Raw genomic sequence first — 17,591 nt, forward strand, 5'->3', positions numbered from 1 at the left:
AATTTGCGATGCGCGAACAGCAAGAGCACAGCTTCAGTACCCACGATGGCGTCGAGCTTTTCTACCGGCACTGGCCGGCCACCGCGCCGCTTGGCGATGAGCCGCGCAAGGCGATCCTGCTGTTCCATCGCGGCCACGAGCATTCGGGGCGTATTGCCCACTTGGTCGATGAACTCGACCTGCCGCAGTTCGACTTCTTCGCCTGGGACGCTCGTGGCCACGGTCAATCCCCCGGCGCACGCGGTGACAGCCCCAGCTTCGCCACCAGTGCCCGCGACGTGCAGACCTTTCGCGACCACATCGGCGCCACTTACGGCATTGAAGAAGAAAATAGCGCAGTGATCGCCCAAAGCGTCGGCGCAGTGATCGCGGCCACGTGGGTGCACGATTACGCGCCGAAAATCCGCGCGTTGGTGCTCGCCTCTCCGGCGTTCAAGGTCAAGCTCTACGTGCCGTTCGCACGGCCGGGCCTGGCGTTGATGCGCAAATTTCGCGGCAACTTTTTCGTCAACAGCTACGTCAAGGCCAAGTTCCTCAGCCATGACCCTGAACGCGTGGCGTCCTACGACAGCGACCCGCTGATCACCAAGGCGATTTCGGTGAATGTGCTGCTTGGCCTGTACGAAGCCGCCGACCGCGTTGTAGCCGATGCCCAGGCGATCCAGGTGCCGACCCAACTGCTGATCTCCGGCTCCGACTTTGTGGTGCACCGCAAACCCCAGCAGCAATTTTTCGACCGCCTCGGCAGCCTGAAAAAAGAACTGCACATCCTGCCCGGCTTCTTCCACGACACCCTCGGCGAGCGCGACCGCGCCGTGGCCGTGAGCAGCGCCAAGCGCTTTATCCTGCAGAACTTTGCCCACCCGCTGGACCGTGCCGCCCTACTCGACGCCGACAAACTCGGCGCCACCTGCGCCGAGTCCGAATCCCTCGCCGCGCCGCTGCCGCGCAATTCCCTGCGCGACCTGTACTGGCGCATGACCCGCGCCAGCATGGGCCTGGGCAAGAACTTGTCGGACGGGGTGAAGCTGGGCTTCGACACCGGCTTCGACTCCGGCAGCACCCTCGACTATGTGTACCGCAACACTCCCACCGGCAAGGGCGGGTTGGGGCGGATGATCGACACCAACTACCTCAACTCCATCGGCTGGCGCGGCATTCGCCAGCGCAAGTTGAACGTCGAAGAACTGCTGCGCCTGGCCATGGCCAAGTTGCGCAGCGATGATCGCGAAGTGCGCATTGTCGACATCGCTGCGGGCCACGGCCGCTACATTCTGGAAGCCTTGCAGGGTGTGTCGCCGTTGCCGGAATCGATCCTGCTGCGCGACTACAGCGACATCAACGTGCGTGACGGTAGCGCACTGATTCGTGAAAAAGGCATGGGGGATATCGCCCAGTTCGTCAAAGGTGATGCGTTTGATCGCGCGGACCTGGCGGCGCTCGACCCCAAGCCGACCTTGGCGGTGGTGTCCGGCCTGTATGAGTTGTTTGCCGACAACGCCATGGTCGGCGGCTCGTTGGCCGGCCTTGCCGAAGCCGTGGAGCCCGGCGGCTACCTGGTCTACACCGGCCAGCCGTGGCACCCGCAACTGGAACTGATCGCCCGCGCGTTGACCAGCCACCGCCAGGGCCAGGCCTGGGTGATGCGCCGACGCAGCCAGGCGGAGATGGATCAACTGGTCGAGGCGGCAGGCTTTCGCAAGATCACCCAGCGTGTGGATGAGTGGGGCATTTTCACCGTGTCCCTGGCACAGAAGATCTGAGCATGCGCGAACCCGGTTTATTGAAACCTGCAGTCCTGTGGCTGTTGCTGTTGGCACCGCTGTTTTTCAGCACCTACGGCTTCGCCACTTGGGTCACCAGCCAGCGCAGCGACGTCGGCACGCTGGTGTTCGGCTGGGAAACCCATATGCCGTTCTGGGCCTGGACCATCGTGCCCTACTGGTCCATCGACCTGCTCTACGGCTTCTCCCTGCTGCTGCCCAATAGCCGCCATGAACTGAAACAACACGCGTTGCGCCTGCTGACGGCCCAGGTGATTGCCGTGAGCTGCTTCCTGATCTGGCCGCTGCGCTTCACGTTTGAACGGCCGGAGCTGGATGGCGTGTTCGGCTGGCTGTTTGCCGTGCTGGCGGGCTTCGACAAGCCGTTCAATCAGGCGCCATCGCTGCACATCGCATTGCTGGTGATCCTGTGGATCATGTACCAACGCCACAGCCAAGGCGTTTGGCGCTGGGTGGTCCACGGTTGGTTCGCGTTGATCGGTATTTCGGTGCTGACCACTTATCAACATCACTTTATCGACTTACCCACAGGCGCCCTCGCCGGCTGGGTTTGCGTGTGGCTGTGGCCGTTGGAACACCCGAGCCCGCTGCTGAATGCGCGGCTTACGCGGGATAGAAAACGCTGGCGGCTAGGCGTGCGCTACGGCCTGGGCGCCTTGGCCTTGGTGATTCTCGCGTTGGTGCTCGGCGGTGGGTGGCTGTGGCTGCTGTGGCCAGCGGTTTCCCTGGGGTTGGTCAAGGCCAATTACTTCGTACTCGGCGCGCCGGGCTTTCAGAAACGCGCCGACGGCACCCTGACGCCTGCCGCGCGCTGGCTGTATGCGCCCTACTTGGCGGCGGCGTGGGTCAACTCGCGCCTGTGGACACGTAAACATCCACAGCCGGACCTGGTTGTGGATAACGTTTGGCTTGGGCGAATCCCCACGGTGGGTGAGCAAGGTTCATTCAAGGCCATCGTCGATCTGTGCGCCGAATTACCGATTAATCCACAGGGCCGCTCTTATGAATGCGTCCCCGTGCTGGACCTGATCGCGCCGACACCCGCCGAATGCCTGCAAGCCGCCCAGGCCATTGAACGCCTGCGCGCAAGCGGGCCGTTATTGGTGTGTTGCGCCCTCGGCTATTCACGCAGCGCCACGGCCGTCGCCGCGTGGCTGCTGCACAGCGGGCGCGCGGCAACGGTGGATGAGGCACTGGCTGTTATTCGTACAGCGCGCACCAACGTGGTCCTGCATCCCGCTCACCGTGAAGCTCTGGAGGGTTTAGCCCATGCCCGCTGATATGGAACTCCAAGTGGTTGCCAGCCTGCTGCGTCGCGGCCGCTCGCTGGATCAGTTATCCACAGGCCTGACGCTGCTCGGCGTGTTATTCGGCCTGGCCCAACTGCTGTTGGCGAGTATTTCGCCGATCTGCCTGCTGCTCAGCCTGTGGATGATTACCCTCGGGCTGCTGCAAAAGTACTGGGCGCTGCGGGTAGCCTTCGATGCGGATCTATTCGCCCTGCTGGCGCGTGACACCGAGCGCACCCCGGACCTCGATCAAGCCCTGCAAACCCTTGGCTTGCAATCGGCCAAACGCGTCGGCCGGCCTTGGATCGAACGCCGTCGCGGCGCCCTCAAACTGCTGCGCAAGCAAGCCTGGCTCTTGGGCGCGCAAGTATTGCTGACCCTGGCCGTGATCCTCGCCAGCCCTTGGCTACCTTTCGCCGGATAAGGAATCCCCATGTTCGAACCCGTGGTTGCCACCCTGATTACCTCAATGGCCCGCACCGTGACCGGCGCCCGTAGCCTGTGGCTGGGTTGCGCGCCGGTGCCGGTGCAACGCATCTATTTTGCCAACCACAGCAGCCACGGCGACTTTGTGCTGGTGTGGGCGTCGTTGCCACAGAACCTGCGCAAATTCACGCGCCCGGTGGCCGGCAGCGACTACTGGAACAAAAGCGCGCTGCGCCGCTACATCATCAACCGCGTGTTCAACGGCGTGCTGATCGATCGCGAACGCAAAGACCCTGTGGATAACCCTTTGCAGCCCATGCTCGCCGCGTTGGAAGGCGGTGACTCGTTGATCATCTTCCCCGAGGGCACGCGCAATCTCGAAGACGGCTTGCTGCCCTTCAAGAGCGGCTTGTATCACCTGGCAAAAAGTTACCCACAGGCCGAACTGATCCCGGTGTGGATCGCCAACCTCAACCGGGTCATGCCCAAGGGCCGGGTCTTGCCGCTGCCTTTGTTGTGCACCACGAGCTTCGGTGCGCCGCTGCAATTGGAAGACGACGAAGACAAATCCGCCTTCCTCGCCCGCACCCGCGACGCCCTGCTCGCCCTTGCCCCGGAGCATGTCTGACATGGATAGCCAAACCCTGATGTTGTTCGGCGGAATCGGCGCCATCCTGGTGCTCGCCTCGCTGATCGGCCTGATCCTCAAGCTGCGCACCCGTGGCACGCCGAATGCGGTAATCGACAACCTCAACGCCCGCATCAACGCCTGGTGGGTGATGGTGGTGGTGATTGGCATCGCCTTCTGGCTCGGCACCGGCGCGGTGATCCTGCTGTTCTACGCGGTGTCGTTCTACGCCCTGCGCGAGTTCCTCACCCTCACCCCAACCCGCCGCAGTGACTACCCGGCGCTGGTGGCCGCGTTCTACCTGGCGTTGCCGCTGCAATACCTGCTGATCTATGCCGACTGGTACGGGCTGTTCTCGATCTTCATCCCGGTGTACCTGTTCCTGCTGCTGCCGATCCTCGCTTCGCTGGGCGGCGACAGCACACACTTCCTGGAACGCGCATCGAAGGTGCAATGGGGCCTGATGATCGCAGTGTTCTGCGTGTCGTTCGTACCGGCCCTGCTGACCCTCGACATCCCTGGCTACGAAGGCCGCAACCTGTTGCTGATCGCCTACCTGGTGATCGTGGTGCAACTGTCGGACGTGCTGCAGTACGTGTGCGGCAAGCTGTTCGGCAAACACAAGATCGCGCCCAACCTGTCACCGTCCAAAACCGTCGAAGGCTTTGTTGGCGGGATTCTGCTGTCCTCCCTGATCGGCGCAGCGCTGTGGTGGACCACGCCGTTTAACCCGTGGCAGTCGTTCTTGATCGCGCTGCTGATCAACCTGCTCGGGTTTGCCGGCGGCATTGTGATGTCAGCCATCAAGCGCGACCGCGGCGTGAAGGATTGGGGGCATATGATCGAAGGGCACGGCGGCATGCTGGATCGGCTGGATTCAGTGTGTTTTGCCGCGCCGATTTTCTTTCACCTAGTGCGGTACTGGTGGACCTGAGAAATACACCCTCAAGCCCAAAGCGGATCAACTGTGGGAGCTGGCGCCGCTCCCACGGTTGTTTTGCGGTGTTTCCAAGTATTCAGCCTGGCAAATGCCCCAGGGGCAAGGCGCCTGGGGTTTTCACGGTCTGGATCGCGAAGTTGCTGCGGATATCCCTCACGCCCGGCAGCTTCAGCAGGCTCCCAGTAACAAACCGCTCATACCCACGCAAATCCGGCACCACCACCTGCAATAGAAAATCCGACTCGCCCGACACTAAAAAAGCCGAGATCACCTCGGGCAACGCCGTCACCGCCTCACGAAACGCATTCGCCTCGGTGTCGTTATGCCGTTCCACCTTCACGCCGACAAACACCATCATGCCCAAGCCGACTTCATCGCGATCCAGCGTCGCCTGATAGCCGCGAATCACCCCGGCCTCTTCCAACAGCCGCACGCGCCGCAAGCAAGGTGAGGCAGACAGGCCGATCTCATCAGCCAGTTGCACATTGCTCAGGCGCCCGTCCCGTTGCAGGGCTTCAAGAATCTTGCGGTCAAAGGCATCGAGTTTTAGATTTGGCATAAATGAATGGTCGCTGGCTTTATAAGTGGCAGATAGTGCCAAGACTAGACGCTTTTCTAGCTGACTACGCAAGCACCTGCCTCGCCCTCCCGCCCTAGAATTAGCCGACAATTGAAGGGGGTGAAACATGGCGCAGCTCTGGTTATTTTTGGTGGCGCTGTCGGTGGTGTATCTGCTGCCGGGGCCGGACATGATCTTGTTGCTGCAAACCGGCGCGCGCCAGGGCAAGGCATTGGCGCTGACCACGGCAATCGGTTTGGGACTAGCGCGGGCGTGCCACGTGGCGTTGGCAGGCATGGGGCTGGCGACCTTGTTCAAGGTGGCGCCATGGACCTTTGATGTGGTGCGCCTGGGTGGCGCGGCCTATCTGTTATGGCTGGGCGTGCAATGCCTGCGCACCAATATGCTGCCAGCGCTCGAAGCCTCTCACGGCGCCCCGCCAGCCCATGCCTGGCGCGCGGCCTTTCAACGCGGCCTGCTGACCAATCTGCTCAACCCCAAGGCCCTGTTGTTCTGCTCGGTGCTGCTGCCGCAATTCATCAACCCGCAAAGCGGCCCGGTGGCGGCGCAATTTGCGTTGCTGGGCGTGATCCTGGTGAGTGTCGGTTTCGTCTTCGATTGTTGCTACGCCCTGGCCGGCGCACGCATCGGCCGCTGGCTGGCACGTAATCGCTCGGCACAACGTATGCAGCAGTGGTTATTCGGCAGTCTGTTGATCGGTTTTGCGCTGCGTCTCACTTTTGTGCAGCACGCCTGAGCCCTGCGGTGTATCCACGTCATCTTTTGTATCAAAGACGCTGTAAGATACGCCGCACTTAGCCAGGGATGCTCACCATGTTCGATACGTTGAAAGCGATCAGCCGCCGTTTTCTCAGCCTGTTAACCACTGTGGTGAGTGCCCTGTTCGGCCAATGGCAACCGCCATCCTGGCTGCGCGCCATCGGCCATGGCCTGGCGAACCTGGGCCGCAAGGCTCGCGCTTACCCGCGTCAGGCTGGCGCTGGGGTGTTGGGGCTGGTGTTGCTGGCCGCCGCCGGCTTCTATGGCTGGCATTGGTATTCAAACCTGCCGCAGCCGCACACCGTGGGTTATTCGCTGCACAAACCTAACCTGACGGATTACACCCAGCAGCCGCCGGTTGTGGATAACTTGCAGGTGCGTTTCGCTGAATCCGTGGCCCCGTTGGCGGCGATTGGTAAACCGGTTACCGAAGGCATCACGCTCAAGCCCACTGTGGCGGGCGCCTGGCGCTGGTCCGACGACCGCACCTTACTGTTCGTGCCGGAAAAAGATTGGCCCATCGACACCCATTACACCCTCGACCTGACCAAGAAAAATCTCCTGGCCGACGGCGTGCTGCTCAGCCAGTACAGCAGCCAGTTTTCTACCCAGCCGTTCCGCGCCACCCTGGCCCATAACGAGCTGTACCAAGACCCGTCCAACCCAACGCTGAAACAGCTGGTGGCGACCTTCCACTTTTCCCACCCGGTGGACGAAGACAACCTGCGTAAGCGCGTGTCCGTGACCCTCGGCAAAGGCCTGGCTTACCGTGATGCGCAGCTGCCTAACCGCCCCGAAATCACCTTCGACGACACCAAGCTCAACGCCTACGTACGCTCCGCCGCCCTGGCCACGCCGCTGGAAAGCACACCGGTCAGCGCCAAGCTCGACGAAGGCATCAAGGCCCGTGATGGCGGCAATGCCAACAACGCGCCGCTGGTGGCGGAAGTCACTGTGCCCGGTCGCTATCGCCTGACCTTTACCGGCGCCGACGTCAGTTTTGTCGACAACGAACGCGGCGAGCCGGAGCCGGTGCTGATGTTCAGCAGTTCCAGCGCCGTAGCCGATGACACCATCTCCGGTAAGGTGCAGGCTTGGCTGCTGCCGGAAAAAGCCCAGGACGACACCCGCCCCTACACCAGCAACGACATCGACGACACCCTGCTCGCCCGCAGCACCAAGGTCAACTTGACCCACGTGCCCAGCGTCGAGCCGCTGAACACCCTGCACGCCTTCAAGTTCAAGGCCCCGGCTGGCCGCGCGCTGTATGTGCGCGTGCCCGCGAACCTGGAAGCCATTGGCGGCTACCTGGCGAAAAACCCTACGGCCTCCTTGATCAGCATGCCCGCATATCCGCGTACCTTGCAGTTCTTGTCTGACGGCGCACTGCTCAGCCTCAACGGCGAAAAACGCCTGGGCTTCATGGCCCGTGGCGTGCCCGGCGCCCACGTCGAAATCGCTCGCCTGCTGCCCAACCAGTTGCAGCACCTGGTGGACCAGAGCAGCGGCAGCTTCGCTCGGCCGAACTTCGGCAACGAATACTTTGATCGGATGGTCGAGCGTCAGTCGCTGGATATTCCGCTGTCGTCTAATGACCCGGCGAAAACCGTTTATGACAACGTCGATCTGAGCCACTACCTCACCGCCAACGGCGGGCGTCGCGGCATTTTCGTACTCAAGCTGAGCCCTCAGGACGACCCGGCCGAGCGCACGTTTGAATACGACCGCAGCAGCACCAGCGATCTGCGTTTCATCGTGGTCACCGACCTCGGCATCATCGCCAAGCGCGCAAGCGACGGCAGCCATGATGTGTACGTGCAGTCGATCGGCAATGGTTCGCCGGTGGCGGATGCGCAAGTCGACATCATCGGCCGCAACGGTCTGGCGGTCAGCAGTGGCCGCACCGACGCCGAAGGCCATGTGCATTTCGCCAAGCTGGATGAATTGCGCCGTGAGAAAACGCCGCTGATGTACGTGGTCACTCGCGGCAATGACCAGTCCTTCCTGCCGATTGCCCGTCAGTCTCAGCAGCTGGATTTGTCGCGTTTCGACGTAGGCGGTTTGGAAGAAGACGGTGCGATTGATCGCCTCAGCGCGTACCTGTTTACCGACCGTGGCCTGTATCGCCCGGGCGAGACGGCGCACGTGGGCATGATCGTACGCAGTGGCAACTGGAAAGGCGCCCTGCAGGGCCTGCCGGTGGAGCTGCAAATCACCGACCCACGCGGCCTGGAGGTAATTCGCCAGCCACTGAAGTTGTCCACCAGCGGTTTTGAAACCTTTGATTTCCCCAGCAGTGAAGTCGCCCCGGCTGGCGATTACACCGCCACCTTGCAATTGATTGGCGAGAAAAACACCCGCACCGACCTGGGCAGTGTCAGCTTCAAGGTCCGAGATTTCGAGCCGGACCGCATGAAGGTCAGCCTGAGCCTGCACGAAACGCCGGTGCCGGGCTGGATCCCACCGGACCAAGTGGTGGCTAAAGTCACCGCGATGCACCTGTTCGGCGCCCCGGCGTCCGGCCGCCGGGTCACGGCGAAGATGTCCCTGAGCCCGACGCTCGCGGCCTTCGACCGTTATCCCGATTACCGCTTCCGCCTCAACGACTCATTGGAAGACGCCAGCACCGAAGACCTCGCCGAAACCACCGTCGATGACAACGGCCAGGCCGTGCTTGACCTCAACCTGCAACGCTTCGCCAACAGCACCTATCGCCTGCAGGTCATGACCCAGGTATTCGAGGCCGAAGGTGGCCGTAACGTAGCGGCGCAAAGTGCGCTGCTGGTGTCGTCCGCGCCGTATCTGGTGGGTGTGAAAAGTCAGGATTCGCTCTCATACGTGGCCAAGGACGCCCCGCGTCAGGTGCAGTGGCTGGCCGTCGCGCCGGACCTTACGCCAGTGGCAGTGGATGGCCTGACCAGCGAAGTGGTCGAGCACCGTTATGTGTCGGTGCTGGTGAAACAATCCAACGGCACCTACAAGTACGAATCGCGCATCAAAAACATCAGCCAGCCGGCCTCACCGCTGACGATGACCAAGGACGGCGCCAAGCAGACCCTGAACACCGGCACGCCGGGCGACTTCACCCTGCAACTCAAGGATGCCAACGGCAACCTGCTCAACCAAATCGACTACAGCGTAGCCGGGCGTGGCAACACTTCGCGCTCCCTGGAGCGTAACGCCGAGTTGCAACTGCGCCTGGATAAACGCAGCTATGCCACCGGTGATGAAATTGCGATCAGCATTCGCGCGCCTTACACCGGCGCCGGCTTGATCACCATCGAGCGCGATAAGGTCTACACCCAGCAGTGGTTCAAGGCCGACAGCACCAACAGCGTGCAACATATCCGCGTGCCGGCAGGCCTTGAGGGCAATGCCTACGTCAACGTGCAGTTTGTGCGGGACATCGGCTCGTCCGAGGTCTACATGAGCCCGCTGTCCTACGGCGTGGTGCCGTTCAGCATCAACCTGGATGCGCGGCGCATGGCGCTGAAGGTCGAAGGCCCGGCGAAGATCGAACCGGGACAAACCCTGGACATCAAGGTCACGGCCGACCGCCCAGGCCGCGCGGTGGTTTACGCGGTTGACGAAGGCATCTTGCAAGTGGCGCGCTACCAGACGCCGGACCCATTGGGCTTCTTCTTCCAGAAGCGCGCATTGGAAGTCGGCACCAGTCAGATTCTTGACCTGATCCTACCGGAATTCAGCCGCCTGCTCAGTGGGGCAGCGCCCGGTGGCGATACCGAAGGCGCCCTGGCCAACCACCTCAACCCATTCAAGCGTAAACATCAGCCACCGGTGGCGTGGTGGTCCGGGCTGGTGGACCTGCCGGCCGGTGAAACCGTGCTGCATTACCAAGTGCCGGACAGCTTCAACGGCAAGCTGCACCTGTTTGCGGTGGCAGTGGATGCCGACAGCGTGGGTGTCAGCGAGGCCAGCACCGACGTGCGTGGGCCGATCGTGATCACGCCGAACGTGCCGGCCTTTGTCGCGCCGGGGGATGTGTTCAATGTGAGCGCCGGGGTGTTCAGCAACCTCGACGCAGCGGCGGACGTGAAGTTTGAACTGCAGACCAGCGACGGCCTCAACGTGCAAGGCAACAAAGGCAGCACCTTGTCGTTGCAACCGCGCAAGGAAGGCACCGCTGAGTTCAAAATCAAGGTCGGCGAAACCCTCGGCTCGGCGGACCTGCGTTTTATCGCCGTGCTGCCCGATGGCAAACGCATCCAGGTCGGGGAAACCACCTCGATCCGCCCGCTGAGCGAACACCGCGTGGCCCTGAGCCTGGGTCGTTTCGACAGCGCCAGCAAAGAGCTCAAGCCAACGCGCGAACTGTTCAGCCAACTGCGTGATGTGCAGCTGGGCGTGGCGGCCTCGCCGCTGGTGTGGGCCAACGGCCTCAAGCATTACCTGGATGACTATGGCTACGCCTGCACCGAGCAGTTGGTGTCCAAGGCCATGCCGGCGTTGATCTGGGGCGGCACGGCGCCAGAAGCCGAGCAAGCGTTCAGCAGCGCGGTGCGCATGTTGCGTCAACGCCAGAACCAGGCCGGCGGCTTCGGTTTGTGGGCGGCCAACCCGGATGTGGCGCCGTATGCCAGCCTGTACGCCACCGACTTCCTGATCGAAGCCAAGGAACGCGGGCTGCCAGTGCCGGAAGATTTGCTGGTGCGCTCCAATGCGTATCTGACGGACCTGGCCAACGGCCCGAGCGAAGGGCTGTCGGAATTGCGCAACCGTGCCTACGCCAGTTACCTGCTGAGCCGTCAGGGGATTCTCGTGAGCGGCGCCTTGAGCGATATCCGCGAGCGCTACGAGAGCTACTTCAAAGACACCTGGCAGAACGACCTGGGCGCCGCTTACCTGGCCGCTAGCTACAAACTGCTCAAGCAGGATCGCCAGGCCGATACGCTGTTCCGCAAAATCCCATGGCGCTCCCTTGTGGATAAGTGGGTCAGCGACGGCCTGTATTACGACCCGCTGGTGCACGACGCCGAACACTTGCACCTGCTGGCGCGGCATTTCCCAGAGTTGCTCGACGATGTACCGACAGCGCTGCTGGATAAACTCGGCAAACGCCTTAACGAGCAACGCTACAACTCGCTGTCGGCCGCCTTGCTGCTGCGTGCCCTGGACAACTATGGCCAGCGCGCGCAGAGCGACATGACCCTCAAGGCCACCGCCTGGCTGGGCGACAAGCAGCAGCAATTGCTGGAGATGGCCGGCCAGCCACCGCGCGCCGCCGTGCCGGGTGCCACGCAGAAGCTGGTGATGGAAAAAACCGACGGCCCGGCCGCGTTCTACATGCTCAGCGAAGCCGGTTTCGACAAGGGCGCCAAGCTCAAGCCGATCAACAATGGCCTGGAAATCATCCACGAATACCTCGACCTCAAGGGCGAGCCGGTGAGCAAAGTGGCGGTGGGCGATGAGTTCCTGGTGCGCCTGCGTCTGCGCGCCACCGACCGCGACCAAGTGCAGCAAGTGGCCGTGGTCGACCTGCTGCCCGGCGGCGTCGAGCCTGTGTATAACTTGCCGCCGGAACCAGAGGCCGCAAGCGCCGATGAAAGTGAAGGCGACGATTCGGAGTACGTGGAAACTGCCGACGGTGATGAAACTGACGCCTGGCAGGCGCCCATCGGCGAAACCGAGCTGAGCAACTGGCAGCCGGACTACGTGGATGTGCGGGATGATCGAGTGGTGGTGTACGGCACTGCGCTGCGCGATGTAAGTACTTTCGTCTACCGCGTGCGCGCCACCAACGCCGGCACCTTCAACACGCCACCGGCCTACGCCGAAGGGATGTACGAAACCACCCTGCAAGGGCGCGGCAAAGTAGGCCAGCTTGAAATTACCAAGCCTTAAACGCCTGACGCCGCTGCTGGCAACGGCGGCGGTGCTGGTGGGGTTGCGGCTATGGCCACATGCCCCGCTGGAACAGGCCGTGACCTCGTCGCGGGTGGTGCTGGCCGACGACGGCGCGCTGCTGCGCATGACGTTGGCAACTGACGGCCAATACCGTTTGTGGCTGCCGCTTGCGCGCATGTCGCCTTCACTGGTCGAAGCGTTGTTGCTCAAGGAAGACCGCAACTTCTACTGGCACCCGGGGATCAACCCCCCGGCGTTACTGCGGGCGGCCATGGCCACCTACAGCGGCGGCCAGCGCCAGGGCGGCTCAACCTTGAGCATGCAACTGGCGCGACGCTTGTGGGACTTGAACACCCGCCAGGTGCCGGGCAAGTTGCAGCAGATGGCCTTGGCGCTGTGGCTGGAGGCGCGTTACAGCAAGCACGACATCCTTGAGGCCTACCTGAACCTGGCGCCCATGGGCGGCAACATCGAAGGTGCCGAAGCGGCCAGCCGCATTTACTTTGGCAAGTCGGCGGCGCAGTTGTCGTTGTCTGAAGCGCTGGCGCTGGCGGTGATTCCACAGCAGCCGGGGCGACGCGCGCGCTTTGGGCCGTCGCTGCAAAACGCGCGGCTGCGCTTGATGGCCGACTGGCGTGAAACTTATCCACAAGACCCGCGCAACGACAGTTTGCTCGACTTGCCGCTGGAAGCGCGCAACCGTCAGCAGATCCCGTTTCTGGCGCCGCACCTGAGCGAACAGTTGCTCGCGGCCCAGGCAGGTAACGAGCTCAACACCACCCTCAACCTGCCGCTTCAGCAATTGCTGGAGCGCTTGATTACCGGCTTTATCGCCGAGCGGCGCAGCACCGGTGTGGAGAACGCCACGGCGATCCTGATCGACAGCCGCGACCAGAGCGTCAAGGCGCTGGTGGGCTCCGCGGACTACTTATCCACAAGCATCCACGGGCAGGTCAATGGAGTGTTGGCGCGACGCTCGCCGGGGTCGACCCTAAAACCGTTTCTGTATGGGCTGGCGCTGGATCAGGGTGTGATTCACCCCATGAGCATTCTCAAGGATTTGCCGAGTAACTTCGGCTACTTCCAGCCGGAAAATTTCGACGGCAGTTTTATCGGGCCGCTGACGGCGCGGGACGCCTTGATCCGTAGTCGCAATATCCCGGCGGTGTGGCTCGCCAGCCAGGTCAAGTCGCCTTCGCTGTATGGCTTGTTGCAACGCGCCGGCATCAAAGGCCTGCGCGGCGAGAGCCATTACGGCCTGGCCTTGGCGCTGGGCGGCGGCGAGATGACGCCGGAAGAGCTGGCGCAGCTGTATGTGATGCTGGCCGGCGATGGGCATTTGCGGCCACTGCGCTATTTGCAGGAACAGCCGCAATCTACCGGCCCCCAACTGCTCACTCCGCAAGCCGCGTTTATGGTGCGCGACATGCTGCGCCGCAACCCCCGGCCGGATGGTTTGCCGGGCCGCCATTGGCGCACCGCGTGGAAAACCGGCACCTCCTGGGGCTTTCACGATGCCTGGAGCGCAGGCCTGGTCGGCCCCTACGTGCTGGTGGTGTGGGTCGGTAACTTTGATGGTCGACCGAACCCCGCGTTTATCGGCGCCAAGACCGCCGCGCCGTTGTTCTTCCGCATCGCCGACGCCCTGCCCCTGGCACTGCCCACGGTGGTGATCAAACCCGACAAGCCACCCGCCGGGCTGATGCGCATCGACGTCTGCGCCGCCTCCGGTGAGTTGCCCAACCGCTGGTGCCCGCAAACCCGCAAAACCTGGTATGTACCGGGCGTCTCGCCGATTCGTGTGTCCAACCTGCACCGCCCAGTGCTGATCGACACGCGCACCGGCAAAGCCGCGTGCCCGCCCTTCGATGCGCAATACACCCGCGAAGAAGTCTTCGAATTCTGGCCCAGCGACGTACAGCGCCTGTACCGAGCGGCAGGCCTGCCCCGGCGCACGCCGCCCAATGTGATGAAGAACTGCCAACCCAACCGCATCAGCGATCAGAGCGAAGCGCCGCAGATTCGCTCGCCGCTGACTCAAGTGAGCTATCAGTTGCGCCTGTCCCAGCCGCAGGAAAGCATCCCGCTGAATGCCAACGCGGCCAGCGATGCGACGATGCTGTATTGGTTTGCCGACCAAACGTTGATCGGCCAAGGCCCGCCGCAAACCACGCTGAACTGGCGGCCGGGCAAGTCGGGGGAATACCGGTTGCGGGTCAGTGATGATCAGGGGCGTAGTGCGAGCCGGGGGTTGAAGGTGGAGTTTGTGCCGTGATCAGACATCCCTTTCGCACAGCTCAGTAAAAACGTCGATGAAGATCCGGAAATATCATCTGCGCAAACCAGACAGGAAGCCCAAGGAAGATTGAGCGCGATTTTGCTGACGGTGCTTCAACTACCCTCAAACAGCCTGTAAGTTACGCGGTGAGGCTTTCCCCCCATCAAGCGATTAGCGGGGGGCTCCGTTCTTCAGCATCCGACAAAAAAATCCCCGTATAGAACCGACTCGCCGACGCCGAGTGACGACTGGCTCATGAAGCTGATTGCTTAGACGAGGTCGGCAGCCTCGTGTTTGAATTCAGCAGAAATGGAACGGCGTTGTTTGGTCATTTGACACCTCGATAGATGCATTTTCCACCTATCGAGGTGTCCGGTTTCATTCGACCACTACAGGTGCCGTATTACTCCACCGTCACCGACTTCGCCAAGTTACGCGGCTGGTCAACGTCGGTGCCCTTGAGCACAGCCACGTAGTACGACAGCAGCTGCAGCGGGATGGTGTAGAGGATCGGCGACAGGGTGTCGTGGATGTGCGGCATGTTGATGACGTGGGTACCTTCGCCATTGGTCATGCCGGCTTTTTCGTCGGCGAACACGATCAGTTGGCCGCCACGGGCGCGCACTTCCTGCAGGTTGGATTTGAGCTTTTCCAGCAGTTCGTTGTTTGGCGCGACGGTGACCACAGGCATGTCGTCATCCACCAGGGCCAGTGGGCCGTGTTTCAGTTCACCGGCTGGGTAGGCTTCGGCGTGGATGTACGAGATTTCCTTGAGTTTCAGCGAGCCCTCCATCGCGACTGGGTATTGCGCGCCACGGCCGAGGAACAGGGTGTGGTTTTTGTCGGCGAACAGTTCGGCGACTTTTTCCACGGTGCTGTCCATGGCCAGGGCTTCGCCCAGGCGGGTCGGCAGGCGGCGCAGTTCTTCCACCAGCGTGGCTTCAACACCTTCGGCGAGGGTGCCGCGCACCTGGCCCAGGGACAGGGTCAGCAACAACAAGCCAACCAGTTGGGTGGTGAAGGCTTTGGTGGAGGCTACGCCAATTTCGCGACCGGCTTGGGTTAGCAGGGTCAGGTCGGATTCGCGCACCAGGGAGCTGATACTGACGTTGCAGATCGCCAGGCTGGCGAGGAAGCCCAACTCTTTAGCGTTGCGCAGCGCAGCCAGGGTGTCGGCGGTTTCGCCGGACTGGGAGATGGTCACGAACAGGGTGTCGGGCTGCACCACCACTTTGCGGTAGCGGAATTCGCTGGCGACTTCGACCTGGCACGGGATGCCGGCCAGTTCTTCCAGCCAGTAACGCGCAACCATGCCGGCGTGGTAGCTGGTGCCGCAGGCGACGATCTGCACATTGCGCACTTTGGCGAACAGCTCGGCGGCTTGCGGGCCGAAGGCGTTGACCAGCACTTGGTTCTGGCTCAGGCGGCCTTCCAGGGTGCGTTGCACCACGGACGGTTGCTCGTGGATTTCCTTGAGCATGAAGTGGCGGAACTCGCCTTTGTCAGCGGCTTCGGCACCGTCGCGGTATTGCACGGCTTCGCGCTCTACGGAGTTACCGTTAACGTCCCAGATCGCCACGCTTTCGCGGCGAATGTCGGCGATGTCGCCTTCTTCCAGGTACATGAAGCGGTCGGTGACCTGGCGCAGCGCCAGTTGGTCGGAGGCGAGGAAGTTTTCCCCCAGGCCCAGGCCGATCACCAACGGGCTGCCACTGCGCGCGGCAACCACGCGGTCAGGTTGGCTGGCGCTGACCACGGCCAGGCCGTAGGCGCCATGCAGTTCCTTGACGGTGGCTTTGAGGGCGACGGTCAGGTCGCCGAGGTCTTTGAGCTTGTGATTCAGCAGGTGGGCGATGACTTCGGTGTCGGTGTCCGAGGTGAACACGTAGCCCAGGCCTTTGAGCTGCTCGCGCAACACTTCGTGGTTTTCGATGATGCCGTTGTGCACCACCGCCAGGTCCCCGGAGAAATGCGGGTGGGCGTTGCGCTCGCACGGCGCACCGTGGGTGGCCCAGCGGGTGTGGGCGATGCCGAGGCGGCCGACCAGCGGCTCGCCGAGCAGCGCTTGCTCCAGCTCACTGACCTTGCCCGGGCGGCGCATGCGCTCAAGCTTGCCGGCATTGGTGAAGACGGCCACACCGGCGCTGTCGTAGCCGCGGTATTCGAGGCGCTTGAGGCCTTCAAGCAGGATGGCGGTGACGTTGCGTTCAGCGACTGCGCCTACAATTCCACACATGGTGTTTCTCCTAGATGATTGCCGCGCATATCAGCGTAATGCCGCGGGCTTGGATCTGGTCGCGGGCCTCAAGCGGCAGGCGATCATCGGTAATAAGGGTATGGACGCTGCTCCAGGGCAGTTCCAGGTTGGGAATCTTGCGGCCGATCTTGTCGGATTCGACCATCACCACCACTTCACGGGCGACCTCGGCCATCACGCGGCTCAGGCCCAGCAATTCATTGAAGGTGGTGGTGCCGCGCTGCAGATCGATGCCGTCGGCGCCGATAAACAGTTGATCAAAGTCGTAGGAGCGCAGCACTTGCTCGGCGACCTGGCCCTGGAACGAGTCGGAATGCGGGTCCCAGGTGCCGCCGGTCATGAGCAGCACCGGTTCATGCTCCAGCTCGCTCAAGGCGCGGGCTACGTGCAGGGAGTTGGTCATCACCACCAGGCCAGGCTGATGGCCCAGCTCGGGGATCATGGCGGCGGTGGTGCTGCCGCTGTCGATGATGATGCGTGCGTGTTCACGCAAACGCATTACGGCCGCACGTGCGATGGCGCGCTTGTAGGCCGAGATGGGTTGGGCGGCGTCGCCCACCAGCTCCTGGGGCATGGTGATGGCGCCACCGTAGCGGCGCAGCAGCAGGCCGTTGCTTTCCAGCGCGGCCAAGTCCTTGCGGATGGTCACTTCCGAAGTTTCGAAACGCTTGGCCAATTCGTCCACGCTGACTTCGCCCTGTTCATTGAGCAAGGTCAGGATGTTGTGGCGTCGTTGGGGAGTATTTCGTTTCGACATGGTGATGGTAAGTTTCGTTTCGAAAGAT

Annotated in this window: 11 protein-coding genes; 8 read left to right on the forward strand and 3 right to left on the reverse strand. The window is 62.4% G+C overall.

Annotated elements, in window-relative coordinates; all coding sequences use genetic code 11:
* The first annotated feature begins 8 nt into the window (after positions 1 to 8).
* The 5 genes from GJU48_RS24670 to GJU48_RS24690 are packed head-to-tail and all read left to right on the forward strand — an operon-like array spanning position 9 to position 5,061.
* The gene (locus tag GJU48_RS24670; RefSeq protein WP_094949042.1) at positions 9 to 1,763 is read left to right on the forward strand and encodes a bifunctional alpha/beta hydrolase/class I SAM-dependent methyltransferase; all 1,755 of its coding nucleotides are present in this window, start codon (positions 9 to 11) and stop codon (positions 1,761 to 1,763) included.
* A gap of 2 nt (positions 1,764 to 1,765) precedes the next feature.
* Positions 1,766 to 3,064 (forward strand): phosphatase PAP2/dual specificity phosphatase family protein, encoded by a 1,299-nt coding sequence (locus GJU48_RS24675; RefSeq protein WP_094949043.1) that lies wholly within the window; start codon positions 1,766 to 1,768, stop codon positions 3,062 to 3,064.
* A complete protein-coding gene (locus GJU48_RS24680) occupies positions 3,054 to 3,497 on the forward strand; it encodes a hypothetical protein (protein ID WP_094949044.1) in 444 nt (147 codons plus the stop codon). The genes GJU48_RS24675 and GJU48_RS24680 overlap by 11 nt, the downstream gene beginning before the upstream one ends.
* A 9-nt stretch (positions 3,498 to 3,506) precedes the next feature.
* Positions 3,507 to 4,127: a lysophospholipid acyltransferase family protein gene (locus GJU48_RS24685; protein WP_094949045.1), complete on the forward strand. Its 621-nt coding sequence runs from the start codon at positions 3,507 to 3,509 to the stop codon at positions 4,125 to 4,127.
* Between the two features lies 1 nt (position 4,128).
* Positions 4,129 to 5,061, forward strand: coding sequence for a phosphatidate cytidylyltransferase (locus GJU48_RS24690; protein WP_094949046.1), 933 nt, complete (start codon positions 4,129 to 4,131; stop codon positions 5,059 to 5,061).
* Between the two features lie 82 nt (positions 5,062 to 5,143).
* Here the strand turns inward: GJU48_RS24690 and GJU48_RS24695 are convergent, their stop codons facing one another.
* Positions 5,144 to 5,626, reverse strand: coding sequence for an Lrp/AsnC family transcriptional regulator (locus GJU48_RS24695; RefSeq protein WP_016978705.1), 483 nt, complete (start codon positions 5,624 to 5,626; stop codon positions 5,144 to 5,146).
* Between the two features lie 127 nt (positions 5,627 to 5,753).
* Here GJU48_RS24695 and GJU48_RS24700 point away from each other — a divergent pair, with 127 nt between their 5' ends.
* The 3 genes from GJU48_RS24700 to pbpC all read left to right on the forward strand — a co-directional run bounded on the left by GJU48_RS24700 (position 5,754) and on the right by pbpC (position 14,546).
* Positions 5,754 to 6,383 carry a LysE family translocator gene (locus GJU48_RS24700; RefSeq protein ID WP_094949047.1) on the forward strand — a complete coding sequence of 210 codons (630 nt, stop codon included), beginning with the start codon at positions 5,754 to 5,756 and terminating at the stop codon, positions 6,381 to 6,383.
* A 77-nt stretch (positions 6,384 to 6,460) separates the two neighbouring features.
* A complete protein-coding gene (locus GJU48_RS24705) occupies positions 6,461 to 12,268 on the forward strand; it encodes an alpha-2-macroglobulin (protein ID WP_094949048.1) in 5,808 nt (1,935 codons plus the stop codon).
* Complete coding sequence (pbpC, locus tag GJU48_RS24710; RefSeq protein WP_094949049.1) at positions 12,249 to 14,546, forward strand: penicillin-binding protein 1C; 2,298 nt, start codon at positions 12,249 to 12,251, stop codon at positions 14,544 to 14,546. The genes GJU48_RS24705 and pbpC overlap by 20 nt, the downstream gene beginning before the upstream one ends.
* Before the next feature lie 406 nt (positions 14,547 to 14,952).
* On the opposite strand, the gene glmS is transcribed toward pbpC, so the two are convergent.
* Complete coding sequence (gene glmS, locus GJU48_RS24715; RefSeq protein ID WP_083356004.1) at positions 14,953 to 16,785, reverse strand: glutamine--fructose-6-phosphate transaminase (isomerizing); 1,833 nt, start codon at positions 16,783 to 16,785, stop codon at positions 14,953 to 14,955.
* A 10-nt stretch (positions 16,786 to 16,795) separates the two neighbouring features.
* Positions 16,796 to 17,563, reverse strand: a complete 768-nt coding sequence (locus tag GJU48_RS24720) for a DeoR/GlpR family DNA-binding transcription regulator (protein ID WP_049710825.1) — start codon at positions 17,561 to 17,563, stop codon at positions 16,796 to 16,798.
* Positions 17,564 to 17,591 lie beyond the last annotated feature (28 nt).

This window comes from Pseudomonas sp. IB20, from assembly GCF_009707325.1.
Taxonomy (GTDB): domain Bacteria; phylum Pseudomonadota; class Gammaproteobacteria; order Pseudomonadales; family Pseudomonadaceae; genus Aquipseudomonas.